Source organism: Acidithrix sp. C25, assembly GCF_904848545.2.
Window position 1 is genome coordinate 1,316,775 of record NZ_CAJHCI020000001.1, and the last position, 19,706, is coordinate 1,336,480.

Sequence of the window (19,706 nt, forward strand, 5' to 3'; positions counted from 1 at the left end):
GGAAGCTACTTCGGAAAGCCACCCTCTGAAATTACGTTCTTGTACCAATGGAAGCTATCTTTTTTGACTCTCCTGCCGGTATCATAGTCAACCCAAATGATACCAAATCGCTTGGAAAAGCCATAGCTCCACTCAAAGTTGTCCATCAAACTCCACAAAAAGTATCCCTTTACGTCAACACCACTTTCAATGGCCTGGTGAACCGCCAAAAGATGGTCGTGAACGTATTCAATTCTCTCTGGGTCTTTAACGCTTCCGTCGGAACCCACGTAATCATCGTTGGCTCGTCCATTTTCGGTGATAAAGATCGGAAAGCGACCATAGTCATCTCGCACGCGGACTAAAAGCTCTCGAAGTGCATCGGACTCTACTTCCCAGCGCATTGGAGTTCGAGGGACACCAGGGCGGCCAACACCGATAGCACCCATATCACGATCAACAAGGTTTGGAGCCTTGCTATCATCAACTAGATAACCAGCAATTCGCGCTTGATCGATTCGATCTCGTGATGCAATCGTGCTTGGAGCATAAAAATTGATACCGAGAAAATCTATTGGTGTGGAGATTGTAGCCAAATCACCCTCATGTATCTCAGGCATGATAGCGCCGTAGTGCTGCGCCATGTCATTCGGGTATGCACCTTTGAAAATAGGATCCAAGAAGATTCGATTAGCGTTACCGTCTGCCAATCTTGCTGCAGTCAAGTCCGCCTCATCAGAACTCGCCGCTCGGATATTGGCTAGATTGAGAGTAATGCCGACATTTGAAGTCGAGTGCTCTCGTATTGCCCCAACCGCTAAACCATGGCCAAGTAGGAGATGGTGTGTAGCAGCCACCGCGGCCGCCAAATCTTGGTCTCCCGGGGCATGTACACCAATGCCATATCCTAGCCAAGCTGAGCACCATGGCTCATTTAGAGTAATCCAAGAACCAATAGAATCCCCTAATGCCTCTGCAACGATCGAGGCATAGTCGCTGAAGTAGTAAGAAGTATCTCTGACCCTCCAACCACCAGCGTCCTCTAGCGGTTGAGGCAGGTCCCAGTGGTAGAGAGTCGCCACTGGCGTAACTCCCTTTTCCCGCAGGCCTTCGACGAGTCGACGATAAAAGTCAAGTCCTTCGTGATTTAGAGGCCCTTTCCCAGTGGGTTGAATACGTGGCCAAGCAATGGAAAAACGATACGCCTTCAACCCTAAATCGCTAATCAGCTCAAGGTCTTCGCCGTAGCGATTGAAGTGATCACAGGCTACATCGCCATTATCGTCATTGTGAACCCGGCCAGGGGTATGTGAAAAAGTATCCCAAATCGAGGGGCCTCTTCCCCCTTCACTGATTGCACCTTCGATCTGATAAGAGGCGGTCGCAGCACCCCAGATGAAGTCCTGTGGAAAATTAGTTTGCCTGTCCTGGGGCACTTCGTCTCGCTTTCAATTTTTCAGCAGATTACCTAGTGGTAAATCTACCGCGTTATCTTTCTATGAATTTAAGATAGCTTATTTTTGTAAGCGCTTACAGTATTTCTTAATTTTTTTTTCCTAATCGGCTTGACTACCCATATCCGCGATGTTATAGTCCTTGTAAGCGCTTACAGTAAACAACATGTTTCGTGTTCGTTTACGATAACGCAAATGTATCAAACGTTTCGGTACCAAATGGGGATTGGGTACGGACTGCGGTGGGGGTGAAAATGGATACGGAAAATACTGCTTCGTCGACGTCGACTTCAACTATTTACGACGTAGCCAAGCTCGCTGGAGTCTCCATTGCCACAGTTTCACGCGCGCTAAGTGGCAATGGTCAGCTAAAGCCAGCAACTCGCGATCTCGTTCTTGCCACAGTCAAAGAGCTACGTTTTGTACCAAACAACTCGGCACGAGGTCTCTCAAGTGGATCCAAAAAGGTGGTTGGACTTCTCTTTGTAAGAACGCCTTCCGAAGATTTCTTAGAGATCGTTCAAGAGAGCCTCCTCTTTACCGACTCTGTAATTAGAGGAGCCGAACGCACGGCTTCCGACAACGGCTATTCTCTCCTTTTAGGCGGAGTTAGTGGCTTCAAAGACGACGAAATAATCAATAAGATGATCTCCAATTGCGATGGACTGATTCTTTTGGATCGCACGGTAACTGATCGCAAAATTCCCGAAATTGCAAAACGCATTCCAACCGTCCTTCTAGCCGGTAGCGGTAAATCGCGCTCGGCTATGACGGTGCGTGTAGACAACCACAACGCGATGTATGATCTTGCTCGTCACTTGGTAGAAGTCCATAAACTAAATCAACTAGCATTTCTGTCCGGATTCGCAAACTCTCCTGACTCTCAAGCACGTCGTCAAGGCTTTGTTGAAGGAGCCATGTCCGTGGGCGCCACCGTCGAAGAAGATCCACTTTGGATCTCCGACTACACCTCCTCTGGGGCTGTGGCAGCGATCGAAAAACGTCTAGCGAAATCTAGCCGACTACCACAAGCAGTCGCGTGCGCCAACGATCAAGCCGCCATCGGGGCGATTCATGCCCTAAAGGGAGCAGGTTTAACTGTAAGTCGCGACATTGCAGTCACCGGTTTCGACGACATCTCAGTGGCACGACACGTTCATCCGCCGCTGACAACGATTCGCCAACCAATTCAACAGCTTGGCTCAGCTGCCGTAGATGCACTCTTGGGTGTCGTTGGCTCACAAAAGAAGATTCCTCCCATCAATACAGTTCTTCCAACTCAAATCGTCTATCGCCAAAGCTGTGGCTGCGAGCAATGACAATGACCACTCTCTTATATCAAGGTTCGGTGAAATAAAGCAAATGAGATTTTTAGCACGCAGGCTTGGCTTTTATGTTGTTGCGCTATTTGCGGCACTAACAATAAACTTCTTCATACCGCGTTTTCTTCCAGGAAATATCGTCGAATCGATGATGGCAAAGTATCCGTCACTCAAGCCATCGGCGCAACGCGCCCTTGAAATCCTCTTTGGAATCGGTCATAATGGTTCGCTCTTGCATCAATATATCACCTACTTGGGACAGATTTTCACCGGAAATCTCGGCCTTGACCTCCTGCAATTTCCAATCCCAGTCATCGACATTATAAAAAATGCACTTCCTTGGACTCTGGTACTAGTTGGTACAGCCACGGTCATTAGTTGGGTCCTGGGCACGGGCCTTGGAATCATAGCTGCTTGGCGCAGAGGCGGAAAGCTTGATCAACTCCTACCGGCGCTGAGTTTCCTCCAAGCGACCCCGTATTTCTTTTTAGCACTTATTCTGGTTTGGCTATTGGCACTAAGATTCCACGTTCTACCAGCGCAACAGGGCTTTTCGAATGGTTTGTCGATAGGGTTCAACTGGGCTTTTATACTAAGTGCGGCCCGTCACTCCTTATTACCAGCCCTCACCATCGTGCTCACATCGACTGCTGGCTGGATGCTCCAGATGAGAAACGTTATGATCACCACAATCGGTGAAGACTACGTCCTAGCTGCACAGGCAAAGGGCCTCTCGCCCAAAAGAGTGGTATTTACCTACGCAGCTCGAAACGCGATTCTACCTAGTATCTCTGGATTCGCTCTGGCTTTAGGCTTTGTCGTCTCGGGAACGCTACTCATGGAGATCGTCTTCAACTACCCCGGCATTGGGCTTACCCTCTATAACTCGGTAACCTCAAACGACTTTCCTCTCACACAGGGCATCTTCCTAATAATCTCTCTAACGGTACTTGCCGCTAATATCTTGGCGGATGTCTTATATGTAATAGTCGACCCCAGGTCAAGAACAAGGGCGGTGGCGTGATGTCAAAGGTCGAAAGTCCGCGATTGATAGCTCAAGGAGCTATCAAAAAGAAAAAGCGAACGATGCCTTCAATTCTAATGAATACAAAGGCAAAGGTTGGAGCGGTAATAATCGGGGTCTTCGTGGTGATCGCGATCATAGGGCCAATATTGGCTCCATATAATCCATCCACACAAAACACCCAGGCGAATCTCTCTGTAGCTGCGCCTAGCCTCAGTCACCTCTTTGGTACCGATCAACTCGGTCGCGACGTCTTTTCTCAAATACTCGTTGGAACAAGAACTACCATGGTTCTTGGCCTTGTAACTGGAATTATTGCCACCGCCCTGTCGATCATAATCGGAGTATCCGCTGGCTTTCTTGGGGGTCTATGGGATGAATTTCTCTCACTTTTCTCCAATGTCTTTCTGGTAATTCCAGCTTTGCCACTTCTCATCGTTGTTCTAGGTGAGTTTCCAGGAAAAGGTGAGACACCGACGATCATACTTCTCTCTCTCTTGGGATGGCCGTGGGGTGCCCGTGTCATAAGAGCCCAAACACTCTCGCTACGAAGTAGAGACTTCATAGCGGCCTCACGGGAGACCGGTGAAAAAACTTGGAGAATCATCTTCTTCGAGGTCATCCCAAATGAGGTGAGCCTAATTGCTGCAAGCTTTGTAGGTACAGTCCTCTATGCCATAGGCGCTTCAGTTGGCCTTGACTTTTTAGGGGTAGGCAATACAACTATCTGGAGTCTGGGAACGATCCTCTACTGGGCGCAGAACGGAAATGCACTTCAACTTGGAGCATGGTGGTGGTTTGCAATTCCGGGAGTATTCGTAGCTCTAATCGGAACTGGGCTGGTACTTTTGAACTTCGGTTTAGACGAATTGGGAAATCCACGCCTTAGGGATGCAGCAACTCAAACACGAATCAATGGCAAGATCTGGAGACCTGCCGACCCAACACCGGTAATGCGATCACACGTTGATAACAAAGGGACAAAAGATCAAAGAAGAAGCCCCAAGGCCAATCTCACCGAAGATCCGGTCCGTTTGAATCAGGTTCATTCTAGTAACGGCCATCTTGGTCAAAATTCTATGGGTTCCACAACTGTTGAAAATCAGGTCCGCCACAACAGCTCTACCCTCTCCTTAGATCAGGAAGGACAATAATGATCGACGATCAGCTACCTAAAGGGTATGATTCAAAGCCACGCTCGGAATCAAATGGGGATGCCTCGCAACCGGTCCTAGAAATAAAAGGGTTTTCGGTCGCATATCGCTCTCGTGGAGGCGACGTAAAAGCCGTTGAAAACGTCGATATCACCATCAACCGTGGCGAAGTAGTCGGCCTAGCAGGTGAATCGGGATCAGGCAAATCCACTTTAGCCTATGGAGCATGTCGGCTACTGAGGCCACCTGCGGTGATCACGGCCGGCTCGGTGAGATATAACGGTAGAAGATCAAACTATACCCCTGTAGAACTGTTGGATCTGGACCGCGATCAGCTACGAAAGCTACGATGGCGAGAGATATCGATAGTCTTTCAAAGTGCCATGAACGCACTCAATCCAGTACTTCGAATTCAAGATCAGCTCATAGACGCAATGGACGTCCATTTGGATCTCTCCAAGGACGAAAAGCTAGACAAGGTCGTCTCGGTCTTAGATATGGTTGGCATTCCTCGAGATCGTCTCCGCAGTTATCCTCATGAGCTCTCGGGTGGCATGCGTCAAAGAATTGTCATAGCCATGGCCCTAACTGTCGATCCGGAATTGGTAATTATGGATGAACCAACTACGGCTCTTGATGTCGTGGTGCAACGCGAAATTCTCTCTCAGATCGTTGAGCTCAAAGAGCGCCTTGGTTTTTCAGTCCTATTCATCACCCACGACCTCTCATTGATGATGGAGATCGCAGATCGAGTTGCGATCATGTACGCTGGCCAATTGGTTGAGGTAGGACAGAGCACAGACATCCACCATCAGCCCGCACATCCATACACGCAGGGCCTTTTGAACTCTTTTCCATCGCTTAGAGGACCAAAGCGAACATTAGCTGGGATACCTGGAGTAACTCCAGATCTAAGGGATCTACCTCCTGGCTGTCCCTTTATTCCACGGTGCAAATTTGCAAAGCCTGATTGTACCAAGGTGGAGATGCGCCTTGAAAAGGTGGAAGGAATCCTTGGAGGAAAGCACTTTAGTGCATGTCCGATTGTCATTGCAAACAATTTTAAACCATCAGAGACTGAAAGGGCACATGCGTGACAAAAGAAACTCACACAAAACCAGCTGTCTCAAAGTTGGACTCTGAACCGATTGAATCGTACGAAGTAGCCTCTGCTGCTGCAAGTCGTGGGCCATTAGTTATGCGTGCCGAGGGCATCTCGAAGGACTATCGAATCTCACGAAAAGCTGAAGGTGTCATCTCCGCTGTAAAAAATGTGAACCTAGCCCTCTATGCACGGGGCGTGGTTGCAGTCGTAGGCGAATCCGGCTCAGGAAAGTCCACTATTGCCAAGTTGCTATCTGGCCATGAAAAACTCACCAAAGGCAAGATCTTCCTCGACGGCGCTGAGATCCAAGTTGGAAATCGATCTGATTTCCGCCGTTTCAAGAGCGATGTCCAGATGGTATTTCAAGATCCATTTGCCTCTTTGAATCCAGTACATACCATTCGATACCACCTCGAGCGACCGGTGAAACTTCATCAAAAAACCAAAGGGGCAGAGGTAGAGACAGAGTTGCTGGGTCTAATCAACCAAGTCAAGCTCACCCCGCCAGATCAATTCTTAGCCAAGTATCCTCATGAGCTCTCGGGCGGCCAGCGCCAACGCGTCTCAATCGCTCGTGCTCTCGCCGCGCACCCAAGAGTCTTGCTTGCAGATGAACCCGTTTCCATGCTTGACGTCTCAATTCGTCTAGAGATATTGAGTCTGCTTGATGATTTACGAGAACGGCTCAACCTCGCAATGCTCTATATAACACACGATATAGCATCTGCACGCTACTTCGCCGATGAGATACTGGTAATGTATGGTGGCGAAATAGTCGAACGTGGCCCAGCTGAAGAGGTGACTCAAAAGCCCCTTCATCCCTATACCCAGCTTTTGGTCTCATCGTCTCCAGATCCCGACGACCTTGGATCCACCCTAAAGACAGGTGCCACAACTGTAGCTCGGCAAGCCGGTAGCGCCCTCACAAATAGCGTCGGATGCCGCTTTAGCGATCGCTGCCCCTTCGCTGATGATAAGTGTACGTCGGCTAGTCCGCCTCATGTAATGGTCGGTTCAAATAGATCAGCCGCATGCTGGCACTTAGACAAAGCGGTGCCCATAATTCATCTAGACGCCAGAAAGGAGACCGTCTCAGATACAAATAAAAGCTAAAGAAATCACACGGTTTAATCAAATAATTTGTGCGCCTCCGGTGGGGCCGAGCGGCGCACTATCAAACGACAAGTCATTTGACATTCAAAATGAAAGGCTAGCAGACGCTCTATGAAGAGAATGCATAAATCGAAAATCGGCGGTACTATCGCCGCAGCCACCATCGCTGGTGCGCTACTCGCAAGCTGTGGCAGCTCCGGATCTTCCGCGAGCTCAGGGTCTTCATCAGCTTCAACGACCGGTGCAGTCGCTAAGACTAGCGCTGTCCTGACAATGGAGTCGAGCCCTACCAGCCCGATTACTCAGAACTTTAATCCATTTCTACCATCATCGGCATCGGCACTCTTGGGTGCGACGTCCATGATCTATGAACCACTTATTCAATTTGACCTTGCCAACCCCTCGATCTCTTATCCTTGGTTGGCCACCGCATACAAGTGGAATAGCACTGGAACCGCTATCACCTTCACGATTCGCCAAGGCGTCAAGTGGAATAACGGAACCCCCCTTACGCCTGCCGACGTTGCCTTCACCTACAACTTGGTGAAGAACAATGCTGACATCAATACCGGCGGTCTCTCGATAACTGGCGTCAGCACCTCAGGTAATGATGTGACGATTAGCTTCGCCACTCCTCAATATACGAACCTTCAGAGCATCGCGAACGTCTATATCGTTCCAAAGTCGGTCTGGTCAAGCGTTGGGGATCCAGGAAAATTCGCAGACCCCAACCCGGTAGGTACTGGGCCGTACACTCTAAAGAACTTTACCCCTGAGGGCTTTACCCTTAGTAAAAACGCCAATTACTGGCAACCAGTTCCGGTTAGCACCTTGGACTTTCCTGTCTATTCCTCGAACACTACAGCGCTCGAGGCTCTACAGACCGGACAAGCACAGTGGGCTGGGAACTTTATTACCGGTTTGAATAAGCTCTTTATCAATCCGGATCCCACGCATCACAAGGCCTGGTTCGCACCGCTGAACACCAACAGCCTATTCCCGAACCTCAATCAGTGGCCGACTAATCAGCTTCCAATTCGCCAAGCCATCAGCGCAGCAATCGATCGAAACGCTATTTCATCCCAGGGTGAATCGGGTCTAGAGCCTCCTGTGCTAAATGCATCTGGCCTAGTATTGCCTACCTTTAAGTCCTATATGTCGTCGTCGCTCAACGCCTACGCCCTAAATGATAACGGTAGCGCATCGGCAGCTGATGCCATCTTGAATAAGGCGGGCTATACAATTGGCTCCAATGGCTACTACCAATATCAAGGTAAGCCAATTACGATTCAAATCGTCGATCCATCGTCTTACACCGACTACGCAGCAGACGACGAAATCGTTGCATCTGACCTACAAAAGGCACATATAGACGCTAAATTCGTAGGACTATCGGTGGCAGCATGGTCAGATGCGGTAGCCAAGGGAACCTTCCAACTCACAATGCACTGGTCAAGCCAAGGTATTACCCCATATCAGCAATACCAAGGTTGGCTAGACTCTAAGCTCGCCACTGCTTCTGCTAGCGGCGACTTCGAGCGTCTAAATAACCCAACCATTGAATCAGAGTTGTCTACCCTCGCAACTGCATCTACACATAGCGCTCAAGTAGCAGCACTGCTTCCGATCGAGACCTTTGTCGCTACTCAGCTTCCGGTCATTCCAACGGTATATGGAGCAGCCTTCGATGAGTACAACACCAAGAACTTCACCGGATGGCCCACACCATCTAACCCATATGAATCTGGTCAGCCTTCTGCACCAACTAACGAAGTGGTTGTCTTACACCTCAAGCCAACCGCATAAAACGCCCCATCAAGTGCTCATCCCTTCCTTGAAATGAACCCCAATGAGAACGGATACCGATGAGCAGATGCTATCGAGGGATGCCGCTATCCCTCGATAGCAATGGGCATAGCCCCATGCGACTTCCCCCATGTGGTCGCATGGGGCTCTATTTTTTAATCAAATCCGCCAACTTTATTTGAACGATCTACTATCACAAGCTTGAAAACTGGCTATAGTTCAATATTGCACGGTCGCAAGTCTCATCAAAGAATGGACGCAAGATTGCGGATTTGGTGGTGGCAAGGTGTGGAATATTCAAAGACGCAATCCAAATAATGAAAAGTTGGAGTATCTCAGACGATAACTTTGAAATACAAGGCCACTATTGAGATGCCTTGTGCACCAAGCCCGCAATCTATCGCACTTCAACACACATTAACTATCAATCATGAAACACAAAGACGCCACATCACCCGTTATAGCTCACATATGACGAAAGACACTCTGATTCGCAGGCGTCACTGAAGGAAACCAATATCTAGCCAAATGAGGACGCGATCTTTGAAAGGATAGTATCCACCGGCCCTCCAAAGTCGATACCACTTTGAAGATCGATCATATGAACTCCGTTGTTGAAGGGAGCAAGAACCAACGAGTGGCTTTGCAACTGGACGAAGGCACCAGCACCTATCAAGGACGATCCCAATTTAGTAGTTGCACCGCTAGAAGTGACAGCGGCCATCTTGCCGCCAGATCCACGTAAAAGAGCTTGAGGTAGATTATTAGAGTCAACGGTACATGCCACCGGCACTGCCTGGCTATTGGGCGACCCAACGACACTTGAGGTGATTACTCCCGTTGGAGAGACCAAACCTAAGGTAAGAGAACTACCCCGGCTCGAACAGATAGATACCTCTTCGGTGCTGCTCACACCACTAGTTTTCACCGGAGCTGACGACATGGATATGGGATTTGGAGAAGTTATGGTTGACATCGACCATTGTCCACTTTGACTCGAATAGATCGCCAAGTGGTAGGTGCCACCGCTACTATATTGGGCGACTACCCCATTAGAGATTCCAGCAATTCCATCAATTTGTCCAGCCACAGGAAAGGGTAACGTCCGGAAAGCGCCAGCAGCACTGCTCGGTGCTTCTTCGAGGATTCGGCCATTTGAAGTCGTAGCAACCAAGAAAATAGTAGAGTCGCTTAACCCTATGGCGTCCTTAACGGGTGCCAAAGAACCCCCAAAAGATGAACTATTCCAGTGGTACCCACCATCTTTTGTAACTATCAAGGGTGAATGAAGCATGGACTGATATGGGTAAAATCCAATCACGCCATACTTTCCTGGATCGTAGGCTATAGCAAGTCCACCTTCACCGGATATTCCAACCGGACTAATCATTTTGGCGCTCTTAGTGGTATTACTCCACAGAAAGAGCTCCCAATAGGTTAGGCTCTTGGCTGTAACCCACATCTGATTTGGCGACACAACGGCTCCGTTGGTCAAAGCGCTATCGCTCAACAGTGGCTTGGCGCTCGATGCGACTGGCACGGTAACTGAATTAGCAAATGAACCGCATGCGCTCAGAACTAGTGCGCTCACCGAAAGAGATGCAAGGCTCCCTAGATGGCTCTTTTTCAACAAATCAGTACCTTTCAAATTAACTTCTGCAGCTCTTTGCGAATCAAGGTCACGTAACTACCCGACAACTCAGAACTACCGGTATTCACTAAGAGACCACGCTCAATACCCGCCTTGTCTATAAAGTACTGAACTTGAGTATGAACCACCATTCCAACTTGCGAGACCTGAACTTGGATTCCATAGTTCTTCCATACCTTCGCTAAGGCCTGGTCGCTTCCGGTCAAGTAATACCAGTTGGAAACGTTATTTAGATGCTCAGTTTTGTTGAAGGTAGCCACATCACCAATGGAGTGGAAAATAGGATTAGCAACCACTGCTACCATGGCGACCTTCTTTCCCGATGCCCCAAGCTCACTCACTGCTTGTTTCATCTCCTGTGCCATTAAAGGACATGTGTCATAGCAAACTGGATCCAAAAAAGTCAACACAATAGCTCGACCTCCGAGGCTGGCCAATGAGACCACCTTCCCATTTGCATTAGTGAGCGAGAAATTTGGAGCGCTTGTCGCCGGAAGAGGCGCCACCCCTGAGGAGTCAACCAAGGCCATCTGGCTTGACGCAGGCCCCAAAAGAGCTACCGAAGCTACAATAAATGACAGCACCACACCAGTCCCAAAGACTCTAACCAATGCACTCTTGAGGCCCTGAGAAACCTTAAGCTCGAAGTTTCGCGGCAAAAACGCAAAAGAGATCTTGGCGTTTGCCTTTGAAGTACTAACTGGCAGAAGAAGTGAAAGTACCACCACCACCAAAGGTAATCCGGAATTGAAGTCGGTAGCAGTTGAGGAAAAGATTCCAAAGTCAGAGCCAATCCACCAGCCAAAGAGGCTAACTAAGGCAACTATCGCTACACCGACAGACCTTGGACGACGAATGAAGATCGCAATTGCCCCAATGATCGTCAAAGCCACCAAAATACCATTTGCTACAGTAGGAGATTTAAAGGCAAAGGATGCATAGGAGTTGATAACCGAAGAAAAAAAGGCGGGTTGGCGAGCCTGTGCCATCGTCTTCAACATGGCGTTCAAGCCATTCTTATTCCAATATCCCTCATACGGGAGAGCCTGTAGGAGACCACCGACAACTAGAAAGGCGGCAATGAAGATCTCCAAAGCCCGATCTGAAAGCGTCCATCTCTTTCCAGATTCACTCGCAAGCAAAAAGACGGAGATAAAGCCATAGATTACAATTGCACCAGGTGCTCCAGAAATCCATCCGGCTCCTTGGTATAAGATTCCGAATCCGTTTCCTCCGACCAGAACAAATAGCGACCAAGCCAACGAGAGATACAGCACGACCTTACGGGCAAAAGATCTCCCCAGAAACAAAAGGCCAACACCTATAAAGATCTGTATGAATGCCGTCGTAATGTCCACCTTGGTTGGCTGTGCATTCCAAATCCGAAGGAGGAAGTCCACAAATGAAGCAATTGGCGTAGGCATCCCTGAGGTAGCAGGCAGTGCTACATTAGCGACAAAGCCACCCGGCATGTCAGGGCGCAATTGAAAGAGGCCATCGATGACCCAGAGCACTCCAAAAGCTATCCTAAGAAGCTGGGCACGCGACGTCTTCGAGTAGTCGTCAACGGAGCTATCGATCACTCCCACCTTGAATTTCTTAGCGAAGAGACCCTCGATCCCCAAGAATTTAATAGCCCACGAGCCAAGAACTGCCAACAAGATTGCCCCGATAAAAAGTATCAGAAATTGACTATAAAGCGCACTTGAGATAGCTCCAAAGTCAAGAGCCGAACTCCCCATACCTGGCATTACTTGCTACCCCCCAAGATCGACGCCTTATTGACTCTTGTCGTTGGGTTTACACTTCGCACCGACAGTACTTTCTCCTTCGCAATAAAGGGGTTTGCAGATAAACCCGTCTTAAATCGAGACCTATATGACTTATATAGCTCGCCATTGCTAACCATTGATTCTCCGTTCGCAGGGTCTAGTCGACGAATAGACGTTTACTGGGTTGATGATTTGAGTAGAAGAGCTCACCAAGGAGGAACCTTGCCTAAGCGGTCTTGAGATAGAAAATAGAGTTAGCGTAAGTGCCACAGCCAAGACCAATGTAGCTGGTCTCGCTACATCTATAATGAGTCTCGCACGACGGTTTCGTCGCAAAAACTGATTCGACCCTATTATTGTCAGCTTGGCTCTTCTGGGTGGCCCTGAGACTAGAACCAACGCAAAGGAGGCCAAAGTCGCACTAACCATTGGAATCTCAATGAGATAAAACCAGGTTTTAGAGAGGCCACCTTGATTGGAGAGCAGGGTGGCTACCGCCACCAAAAGGGCACAGGCTCCAAAAGCCCATCTTAACAATCGAGCATTGCTGGGCCAACGTGATATCCCAATCGCACCAACTCCAAAGCCAAAAACCATTGCCGCCAAGAGTCGACTCTCAAAGATACCAGAATGAGTCAGTTGCTCTCCGCCTCGATAAAAGAAAAGGTCATAAGCGCCAAAGATCGACCAGACTCCACAAAGGACTAAAAGTGCCCTGATCGACCTTTTCACATAATTTCGAAGTGGACCAACGTATTCAAAGTTACCATCGTTGATAGTCCAAGGCTTGAGAAGCGTTGGAGCTCTAGATAACCCACTAAGGGCAGATCCCAGCCTCAAGGAACCGACTAGAAAATGGCGACATTCGCAACAGGTCGCCAAAACATCTTCAATCTCGTCATCGCTGATTTCACTGTCGTCTTGACCGTCGACCATCTCGGAGAAGATCGCCTGGAATCTTTCGCAATCGTGCCATTTCATTACATTGGTATTCACCTAAGATGGTGTAAAAGTTCATTTACTTGAAAAAATATTCGTATCGATTGGTTAAACGCTGAGAGTCTCTAAAGCACGAGGACGTGCAACTCACTTCCTCAACTGAGCGATCAAGAATCCGTATGCATTGAAGACGCTGGACCCTCAAAGTATTAGGTAACATATGTTTAAAACACCAATTAGCAAGAACACTACATCAGTAAAGAAAACCGATGCGACCCTGGAGAGGTCTCACTTATTTGGTACCTTGTTTAATCAGTGCGCTTTATTGAATCCACGTGCTTTAGGCTTGAGCCAAAATATGGAATGGTCCCACTTGGACGCCCTGGCTCCACATTATTGCAAATGGTACAAGATCGAATCAAAAATCACCTCAACTAAAAGTCAAGACTATGTTTTGGATGTCAAGTTCATCCCTCAAGTCGACTATGACTATTCGAAGGCGACCGTCACTCGCTCGGCCCATCCAACCTGCGAAACTACGGATAGGGCTAATTGGGCCGGGCAGAACTTTCGTGTTGTTCAATTCGCAAATATATTATGCCTTTGGCTCTCTGATCCTCACCCCCATCAATGGCACGATCAAGGCCATCCAACCAAAGAACTGGATCTCATTACCATCGATTTAGCGGCCGACCTATCTCCAGGTCTTGAACGAAGATTGGAAATCATCCCTCGCAGTACGAACCGCCCAATGAGCAACTACCCAGCCGTCCAATCTCGAAAATTCCCCAAGAAGTCAAAGCCACATGGAACAGTCGAAGGCGTCATCTATTTCGCTCCAACACATCTTGGGGTGCCAATTCGTACCTCTTTGACCATCTGATCAAGGTAGCATGATGGAAGCCATGGAGAGCAAAAGAGACCAAAGCGAACGAGGATACGCACCTTTGACAGGGAAGGGCAGTTTGGCTAACCTTCAAATTCAAAGGGCGCTAAAGAGTGCAAAAATGGGAGATCCGGACTCCTTTGAGATCGTGGTAGCCAAGTGCAATGGAATCTTTGCCTCTTACATTTCGAGGTTCCATCCAACTCCACAAAGCCAAGATCTCCTTCAGGAGTGCTACCTGCAAATATGGCGATCGCTCTCGAGCTACGATGACCGGCTAGATCCCCTACCTTGGCTAATGACTATCGTGCATCGATGCTGCATAAATGGCTACCGTAGCAAATCCAAAGGTGCTCATATACAGATCCATGAAGATCATCTCGGACAAAACGATCTAAACCATGAATCTACAATCGAACTTGACGAACTCATCGATACCCTCTCGATCGAAAAAAGAAGTGTACTATTGCTAGTTAGTGTCATAGGTTTAACCTATGAAGAGGCTAGTAGCGTCCTCGACTGCCCCGTAGGAACCATAAAATCGAGAATGTATGCAGCCCGTCGGGAACTACTTTCCGCGATTTCACAATCCTCCGCCTCCAAGACCTTGGGAGATGTAGCCAGATAGACCTGATTGCGCTATATTTCCTGGATAGTCTTTCCGACGAGAGTAGTTTCTGAAATATCCCTTTGATGAGCCGTGTTCTGTATCAAGAGTTGCTTAGATTGGACCTCGTTGAAAGACAAAGAACACCAATTCGATCTTGACTTTCGCGGAGCAAACGATTTGCCGAGGTACTAGCTACGCGCTAGTTTGTAGATATAGGCGAGTAAGGTGAGATCATCATTGATCTTTAAGTCTCTATCGGTGATGCGCTCAAATCCCATCGATGCATAAATCCTTTGTGCGATAAGCATAAAGGGCGTGGTATGGAGAAATAGCGCCTCGATGCCAGGGGTCTCATTTGCAAGATCGAGACAATGACTTACTAGCTTCTTGCCGATTCCTCGCCCTTGAGCCTCGCTTGACACCGCGAGCATCCGAATTTCAGCTTGTGTTAGGAAGGAGTCCCTCTGCCATCGAGGAGTTCATATCGTCGACAAAGGTTACACAACCCACTAATCGGCGATCGACTTTAGCTACCCAAACGGAACTTGACTCAACTCGTCCCTCGACATTTCCCAGATGCTCGGCATAACCATCATCTAGATGGTCGCCGAGCAAGTGTCGATAAGCACTCACGATCAATTCAGAAGCTTGCGAATATTCATCGGGTGCGATTAATGAAATCGCAATTTCACTGGAATCAATTCCACCATGCATTAAAGTTGTCTTTCCTACCTGTTCGATCTCTAGAGGCGCCTATTGAACAAGCAACCCAAAACCTAAAGTCAATTTTAACACTAAGTTTCTACACCTTACTTTTACAATACTGCCTTTGAATCTTCAATAACTTATCCCCAAGGGAGTAAGCAACACAAGGTATTTGAGGGGCATTTGAAGGACACCTACCAGGTCAGCCTCGCTCTTATTCTTTGCAATAAAAGAAGTTATCAGACCATCTCGATCTGAAATAACACCTCGCGCCGCTTAAGATAAGAGCGAGCCAAACCTTTATTGTCCCACACGTGACCTTTGGCCTGCTATGAAGTCAAGCCACTAGCCGTTCACTGTGGACATATCTGGGTATCTATCGCCAGAGGTAGCGCCCTTTGGAAAGACGGCCTCTATCTCTTGAAGATCTTTTGCTGAAAGCGTTACATCAGCTGCGCCGATATTTTCAACGAGGCGGGCTTCATTGGTTGTACCAGGAATCGGCACGATATTATGGCCTTGGGAGCATAGCCAAGCAATTGCAAGTTGAGCTGGAGTGACACCTTTTGCCTTTGCTAGTTCAACGACCTTTTCAACCAAAAGTACGTTCTTGGCGAAATTCTCCTCACTAAAGCGGGGATGTCTCCGTCGCGAATCATCCATCGGAAGGTCGGCCAAGGTCTGAAAACGACCCGAGAGCATCCCTCGTCCAAGGGGACTATAGGCAACAAATCCAATTCCAAGACTTTTAATGGTGGCCAAGATCTCATCTTCAGGATCACGAGTCCACAGTGAGTATTCGGTCTGAAGAGCCGAGATGGGATGTACACCATGGGCACGACGAATCGTTGCAGGACTAGCCTCGGACAGCCCTAAAAATCTAACCTTGCCCTGTTCAACAGCTTGGGCCATCGCTCCCACGGTCTCTTCAATAGGCACCGATCTGTCGACCCGATGCTGATAGTAAAGATCAATATAATCTACGCCAAGGCGTAATAGGGAGGCATCAAGGGACTTGCGGACGTAGTCACCATCCCCTCGTATTCCTAGAAATGCTCCGCTTTCATCGCGCACATTTCCGAACTTTGTTGCCAAAACTACAGAATCTCGCTTGCCGACAAGCGCCTTCCCAACGAGACGTTCATTGGTAAATGGACCGTACATATCAGCCGTATCGAAAAAGGTCACGCCTAAATCGATAGCTCGATGAATGGTCTTAATGGACTCGTCGTCGTTACGACCGCTATAGAAGTCGGACATTCCCATACATCCAAGGCCGATCTTAGAGACGATCAACCCTGATGATCCTAAGCTAACTTGTTCCATTACATGCTCCCTGCTGGATTCGTTCAAGAAACCATTCACTCACTAATTTATCAATACCTCATTATAGGCGCCATGTCTGGCGGAATTTTGAATCCTACCAAGAAGAGATGACGCCCTTGGGTCAAAAGCAACGATCGGATCAACAAACAGATCAACAAAATTGAACCGCTCGATCAAATTCACCCTGAAGCGATGGCAAAGCCATAAAACCACCAAACAACAGGTCCTCGTTCGTAGCCAAGGAACAATGAGCACCTAGTGCTATCGGTGGTGGGTGCTAACGCGAAGTAGTGCATGCCACATCGAGATGACGCTGCAAGCTATCGAGCTACGATCTTGAATTATCCAAGGCATGCCCCACCTAAAAATATCCAATACCAAGAGCGAAAGACCCTGTGATGCACTGAACCTGTGATGCACTGAAATTGAGAGGTAAAGACGCTAAGAAAAGGTCCAATCAAATCTTATGTCGAAGCTGAGGTGCTCAAATGTATTTGAAAAGGCAACCAAAAAACCGTGATCAATAAAAAACACGATATACATGGAACCATCCGAGGCCTTGACCACAGGTTGGTTTCAGAGGAATCAATTCTTAACTGAGACACCTCTAGCAAAGATCCTCGCTGATTGGGAAGCTGCCTCTTCGATACCTAGGATCCCCAAGGCATGCATCTTGGAGCTAGTTGCCAGCATCCCCCCGAAATAGCCCGCGACTACATTTGAAGAAAGATTGGGGTCAATCTCTCCACGTCTTTGACGATCCTCTATTAATTTAATCAACTTTGGTGATACAACTGCTCGAGCTAATTCTCTAGCTTGCTCACTCCCAAAGTCATGCAAGACACACGAATGGCGCAAAGATACACCTAAGACCGAACGTCCAAATCGAGCAAGAGCTTCCTCAAGGGAGAGCAACGACAGAGATAGGTTATCCAATTCAATAGCAAGCTCGTCAAAGGCCACTTGATGAAGGCGAGTCACAAGCTCTTCTCGGGTTAGAAAGTACCGATAGAGGGTTGCGCGGCCAACACCAGCAGCGTGTGCAACATCAGCCATTGACGCCAAATCGCCCTTTTCCATAAAGGCCTTTGAGGCACCATCTAATATTGCTAAATATGTCCGATCTCGAATGTCGTTATTTTCAGCCATGGAAATTTCGTCTTGTGCTTTTTGTTAGTATCTACACTTACATGATACAGCCTTTACTCAAAATAATACAATTAAGTATAGAAATGAGACAAACGAGTATCACGATTGATATACTATAGAGAAATCATCTGGAGGTAAAATTGGCCAAAACCGAACCCAGCCAAGTAAATGACGTAGACAGACCACCCCAAGAAGAATCGAACGTTCGCCTTATTATTGGCGCCTTGATGCTAGCCATGCTGCTTGCGGCTCTCGATCAAACGATCGTCTCAACTGCGCTACCTACAATTGCGGGCGACCTTGGTGGAATAAACCACCTATCTTGGGTTGTGACCGCCTATCTAATCACGTCCACGATCACCACTCCCCTTTGGGGAAAGCTCGGCGACATGTATGGCCGCAAGAAACTCTTTCAAACCTCAATAGTAATCTTTTTAGTAGGCTCTGCACTCTCTGGAATCTCTGGGAACATGACCCAATTGATTGCATTTCGTGCCTTACAGGGCATTGGTGCTGGTGGTCTAATGACCGGTGCCCAGGCGATAATCGGTGACATCGTGTCACCTCGCCAAAGAGGTCGCTACCAAGGGCTATTTGGGGCTGTATTTGGACTTGCCTCAGTTATCGGTCCACTGCTTGGAGGATATTTCACAGATAGCCTCAGCTGGCGCTGGGTCTTTTATGTGAACCTGCCAATTGGAATCGCCGCTCTGGTTGTCATCGCCGTCGTCCTAAAGCTTCCCGTTAGAGTATCCCCACATAGGGTTGACTACCTTGGCACAGCTTTAATGGCCGCATCAATAACTTCATTAATCCTGGTAACGACCTGGGGTGGAACCACTTACTCGTGGTCCTCCCCCACGATCATAGGTCTAACAATCTTTGGAGTAGTTACCCTTGTAGCCTTCGCATTGGTTGAACGAAAGGCCACCGAACCTTTAATTTCACCGGCAATGTTCAAAGTTCCATCAGTTGCAGTCCTGTCAGCCATGGGTTTTATTGTCGGTTTTGGAATGTTCGGTTCAATCGTCTACCTCCCCACCTTCCTACAGACGGTCTTCAACTCCAGCCCTACTAAATCAGGACTTCAGCTGCTGCCGTTGATGGCAGGTGTTCTCATTACATCGTTATTAACAGGTCAACTTATCTCCAAATTTGGCAAGTACAAGATCTTCCCAATATTAGGGACAGCGTTAATGACAATTGCTATGTATCTGCTCTCCACTCTTACCGCAAGCACCTCAATCGTTATATTGAGCATCTACTCATTGATTCTTGGCTTGGGCCTCGGCGCAGTGATGCAGGTCTTGGTCATAGCGGTACAAAATGCAGTACCATATGAGATGTTAGGAGTCGCAACATCATCAGCGACCTTCTTTAGATCGATTGGTGGTTCATTCGGAGTGGCGATCTTTGGTGCTATCTTTACCTCTCGCCTAACCCATAATATGGCGATCTATCTACCCAAATCGTCGGCCGGATCATTTTCAAGTAGTTCGCTAGCACTCAGTCCCTCTGCATTAGCGAAATTGCCACCCGCTATCCATGCTGGATTTGTCCAAGCGTTCGCGCACTCGCTAGATACCGTCTTTTTGATAGGCACACCAATTACGCTGGTGGCCCTCCTTCTCGCATTTCTAATCAAGGAGATCCCTCTCAGAAATTCGATTTCAAAGACACCAGCAATAGTTGAATAGGAAGTTGAATAGGC

17 protein-coding genes are annotated in these 19,706 nt (G+C 48.1%); 9 read left to right on the forward strand and 8 right to left on the reverse strand.

Annotated elements, in window-relative coordinates; genetic code table 11:
* Positions 1-5: 5 nt before the first annotated feature.
* Positions 6-1,415, reverse strand: a complete 1,410-nt coding sequence (locus ACIDITHRIX25_RS92165; RefSeq protein WP_052606161.1) for a GH1 family beta-glucosidase — start codon at positions 1,413-1,415, stop codon at positions 6-8.
* A 272-nt stretch (positions 1,416-1,687) separates the two neighbouring features.
* Between ACIDITHRIX25_RS92165 and ACIDITHRIX25_RS92170 the strand changes: the two genes are divergently transcribed.
* From ACIDITHRIX25_RS92170 to ACIDITHRIX25_RS92195, 6 genes are all read left to right on the forward strand, one after another.
* On the forward strand, positions 1,688-2,752 hold the full coding sequence (locus tag ACIDITHRIX25_RS92170) for a LacI family DNA-binding transcriptional regulator (RefSeq protein WP_052606159.1): 1,065 nt from the start codon (positions 1,688-1,690) through the stop codon (positions 2,750-2,752).
* 43 nt (positions 2,753-2,795) lie between these two features.
* Positions 2,796-3,779 carry an ABC transporter permease gene (locus tag ACIDITHRIX25_RS92175; protein WP_052606170.1) on the forward strand — a complete coding sequence of 328 codons (984 nt, stop codon included), beginning with the start codon at positions 2,796-2,798 and terminating at the stop codon, positions 3,777-3,779.
* Positions 3,779-4,933 carry an ABC transporter permease gene (locus ACIDITHRIX25_RS92180; RefSeq protein WP_052606158.1) on the forward strand — a complete coding sequence of 385 codons (1,155 nt, stop codon included), beginning with the start codon at positions 3,779-3,781 and terminating at the stop codon, positions 4,931-4,933. Before ACIDITHRIX25_RS92175 ends, ACIDITHRIX25_RS92180 begins: the two co-directional genes overlap by 1 nt.
* Entirely contained in the window at positions 4,933-6,030 is a 1,098-nt protein-coding gene (locus tag ACIDITHRIX25_RS92185; RefSeq protein ID WP_052606156.1) for an ABC transporter ATP-binding protein, read from the forward strand. Before ACIDITHRIX25_RS92180 ends, ACIDITHRIX25_RS92185 begins: the two co-directional genes overlap by 1 nt.
* Complete coding sequence (locus ACIDITHRIX25_RS92190) at positions 6,027-7,151, forward strand: ABC transporter ATP-binding protein (RefSeq protein ID WP_201732826.1); 1,125 nt, start codon at positions 6,027-6,029, stop codon at positions 7,149-7,151. The genes ACIDITHRIX25_RS92185 and ACIDITHRIX25_RS92190 overlap by 4 nt, the downstream gene beginning before the upstream one ends.
* A 120-nt stretch (positions 7,152-7,271) precedes the next feature.
* Entirely contained in the window at positions 7,272-8,957 is a 1,686-nt protein-coding gene (locus ACIDITHRIX25_RS92195; protein ID WP_160291848.1) for an ABC transporter substrate-binding protein, read from the forward strand.
* Between the two features lie 520 nt (positions 8,958-9,477).
* On the opposite strand, the gene ACIDITHRIX25_RS92200 is transcribed toward ACIDITHRIX25_RS92195, so the two are convergent.
* The 3 genes from ACIDITHRIX25_RS92200 to ACIDITHRIX25_RS92210 all read right to left on the reverse strand — a co-directional run bounded on the left by ACIDITHRIX25_RS92200 (position 9,478) and on the right by ACIDITHRIX25_RS92210 (position 13,361).
* Positions 9,478-10,587, reverse strand: a complete 1,110-nt coding sequence (locus ACIDITHRIX25_RS92200) for a hypothetical protein (RefSeq protein ID WP_201732827.1) — start codon at positions 10,585-10,587, stop codon at positions 9,478-9,480.
* Positions 10,588-10,601: 14 nt separating this feature from the next.
* Entirely contained in the window at positions 10,602-12,359 is a 1,758-nt protein-coding gene (locus ACIDITHRIX25_RS92205) for an SCO family protein (protein ID WP_201732828.1), read from the reverse strand.
* Between the two features lie 150 nt (positions 12,360-12,509).
* Positions 12,510-13,361, reverse strand: coding sequence for a hypothetical protein (locus ACIDITHRIX25_RS92210; RefSeq protein WP_201732829.1), 852 nt, complete (start codon positions 13,359-13,361; stop codon positions 12,510-12,512).
* 316 nt (positions 13,362-13,677) lie between these two features.
* Here ACIDITHRIX25_RS92210 and ACIDITHRIX25_RS92215 point away from each other — a divergent pair, with 316 nt between their 5' ends.
* Entirely contained in the window at positions 13,678-14,202 is a 525-nt protein-coding gene (locus ACIDITHRIX25_RS92215; RefSeq protein WP_201732830.1) for a hypothetical protein, read from the forward strand.
* Positions 14,203-14,224: 22 nt separating this feature from the next.
* Positions 14,225-14,833 (forward strand): RNA polymerase sigma factor, encoded by a 609-nt coding sequence (locus tag ACIDITHRIX25_RS92220; protein ID WP_201732831.1) that lies wholly within the window; start codon positions 14,225-14,227, stop codon positions 14,831-14,833.
* 170 nt (positions 14,834-15,003) lie between these two features.
* On the opposite strand, the gene ACIDITHRIX25_RS92225 is transcribed toward ACIDITHRIX25_RS92220, so the two are convergent.
* From ACIDITHRIX25_RS92225 to ACIDITHRIX25_RS92240, 4 genes are all read right to left on the reverse strand, one after another.
* Positions 15,004-15,237 (reverse strand): GNAT family N-acetyltransferase, encoded by a 234-nt coding sequence (locus ACIDITHRIX25_RS92225; protein ID WP_201732832.1) that lies wholly within the window; start codon positions 15,235-15,237, stop codon positions 15,004-15,006.
* A 16-nt stretch (positions 15,238-15,253) separates the two neighbouring features.
* A complete protein-coding gene (locus tag ACIDITHRIX25_RS92230) occupies positions 15,254-15,529 on the reverse strand; it encodes a hypothetical protein (protein ID WP_201732833.1) in 276 nt (91 codons plus the stop codon).
* Between the two features lie 336 nt (positions 15,530-15,865).
* The gene (locus ACIDITHRIX25_RS92235) at positions 15,866-16,846 is read right to left on the reverse strand and encodes an aldo/keto reductase (RefSeq protein WP_201732834.1); all 981 of its coding nucleotides are present in this window, start codon (positions 16,844-16,846) and stop codon (positions 15,866-15,868) included.
* 585 nt (positions 16,847-17,431) lie between these two features.
* Complete coding sequence (locus ACIDITHRIX25_RS92240; protein ID WP_052606141.1) at positions 17,432-17,995, reverse strand: TetR/AcrR family transcriptional regulator; 564 nt, start codon at positions 17,993-17,995, stop codon at positions 17,432-17,434.
* A gap of 140 nt (positions 17,996-18,135) precedes the next feature.
* Here ACIDITHRIX25_RS92240 and ACIDITHRIX25_RS92245 point away from each other — a divergent pair, with 140 nt between their 5' ends.
* Positions 18,136-19,692: an MDR family MFS transporter gene (locus tag ACIDITHRIX25_RS92245; protein WP_052606139.1), complete on the forward strand. Its 1,557-nt coding sequence runs from the start codon at positions 18,136-18,138 to the stop codon at positions 19,690-19,692.
* Positions 19,693-19,706: the final 14 nt, after the last annotated feature.

Coding starts and splice junctions, on each gene's coding strand:
- ACIDITHRIX25_RS92230 (WP_201732833.1), bottom strand. CDS start 15,529: ATGCATGGTGGAATTGATTCCAGTGAAATTGCGATTTCATTAATCGCA.
- ACIDITHRIX25_RS92205 (WP_201732828.1), bottom strand. CDS start 12,359: ATGCCAGGTATGGGGAGTTCGGCTCTTGACTTTGGAGCTATCTCAAGT.
- ACIDITHRIX25_RS92215 (WP_201732830.1), top strand. CDS start 13,678: ATGGAATGGTCCCACTTGGACGCCCTGGCTCCACATTATTGCAAATGG.
- ACIDITHRIX25_RS92210 (WP_201732829.1), bottom strand. CDS start 13,361: ATGAAATGGCACGATTGCGAAAGATTCCAGGCGATCTTCTCCGAGATG.
- ACIDITHRIX25_RS92175 (WP_052606170.1), top strand. CDS start 2,796: ATGAGATTTTTAGCACGCAGGCTTGGCTTTTATGTTGTTGCGCTATTT.
- ACIDITHRIX25_RS92220 (WP_201732831.1), top strand. CDS start 14,225: ATGGAGAGCAAAAGAGACCAAAGCGAACGAGGATACGCACCTTTGACA.
- ACIDITHRIX25_RS92235 (WP_201732834.1), bottom strand. CDS start 16,846: ATGGAACAAGTTAGCTTAGGATCATCAGGGTTGATCGTCTCTAAGATC.
- ACIDITHRIX25_RS92180 (WP_052606158.1), top strand. CDS start 3,779: ATGTCAAAGGTCGAAAGTCCGCGATTGATAGCTCAAGGAGCTATCAAA.
- ACIDITHRIX25_RS92240 (WP_052606141.1), bottom strand. CDS start 17,995: ATGGCTGAAAATAACGACATTCGAGATCGGACATATTTAGCAATATTA.
- ACIDITHRIX25_RS92170 (WP_052606159.1), top strand. CDS start 1,688: ATGGATACGGAAAATACTGCTTCGTCGACGTCGACTTCAACTATTTAC.
- ACIDITHRIX25_RS92195 (WP_160291848.1), top strand. CDS start 7,272: ATGCATAAATCGAAAATCGGCGGTACTATCGCCGCAGCCACCATCGCT.
- ACIDITHRIX25_RS92185 (WP_052606156.1), top strand. CDS start 4,933: ATGATCGACGATCAGCTACCTAAAGGGTATGATTCAAAGCCACGCTCG.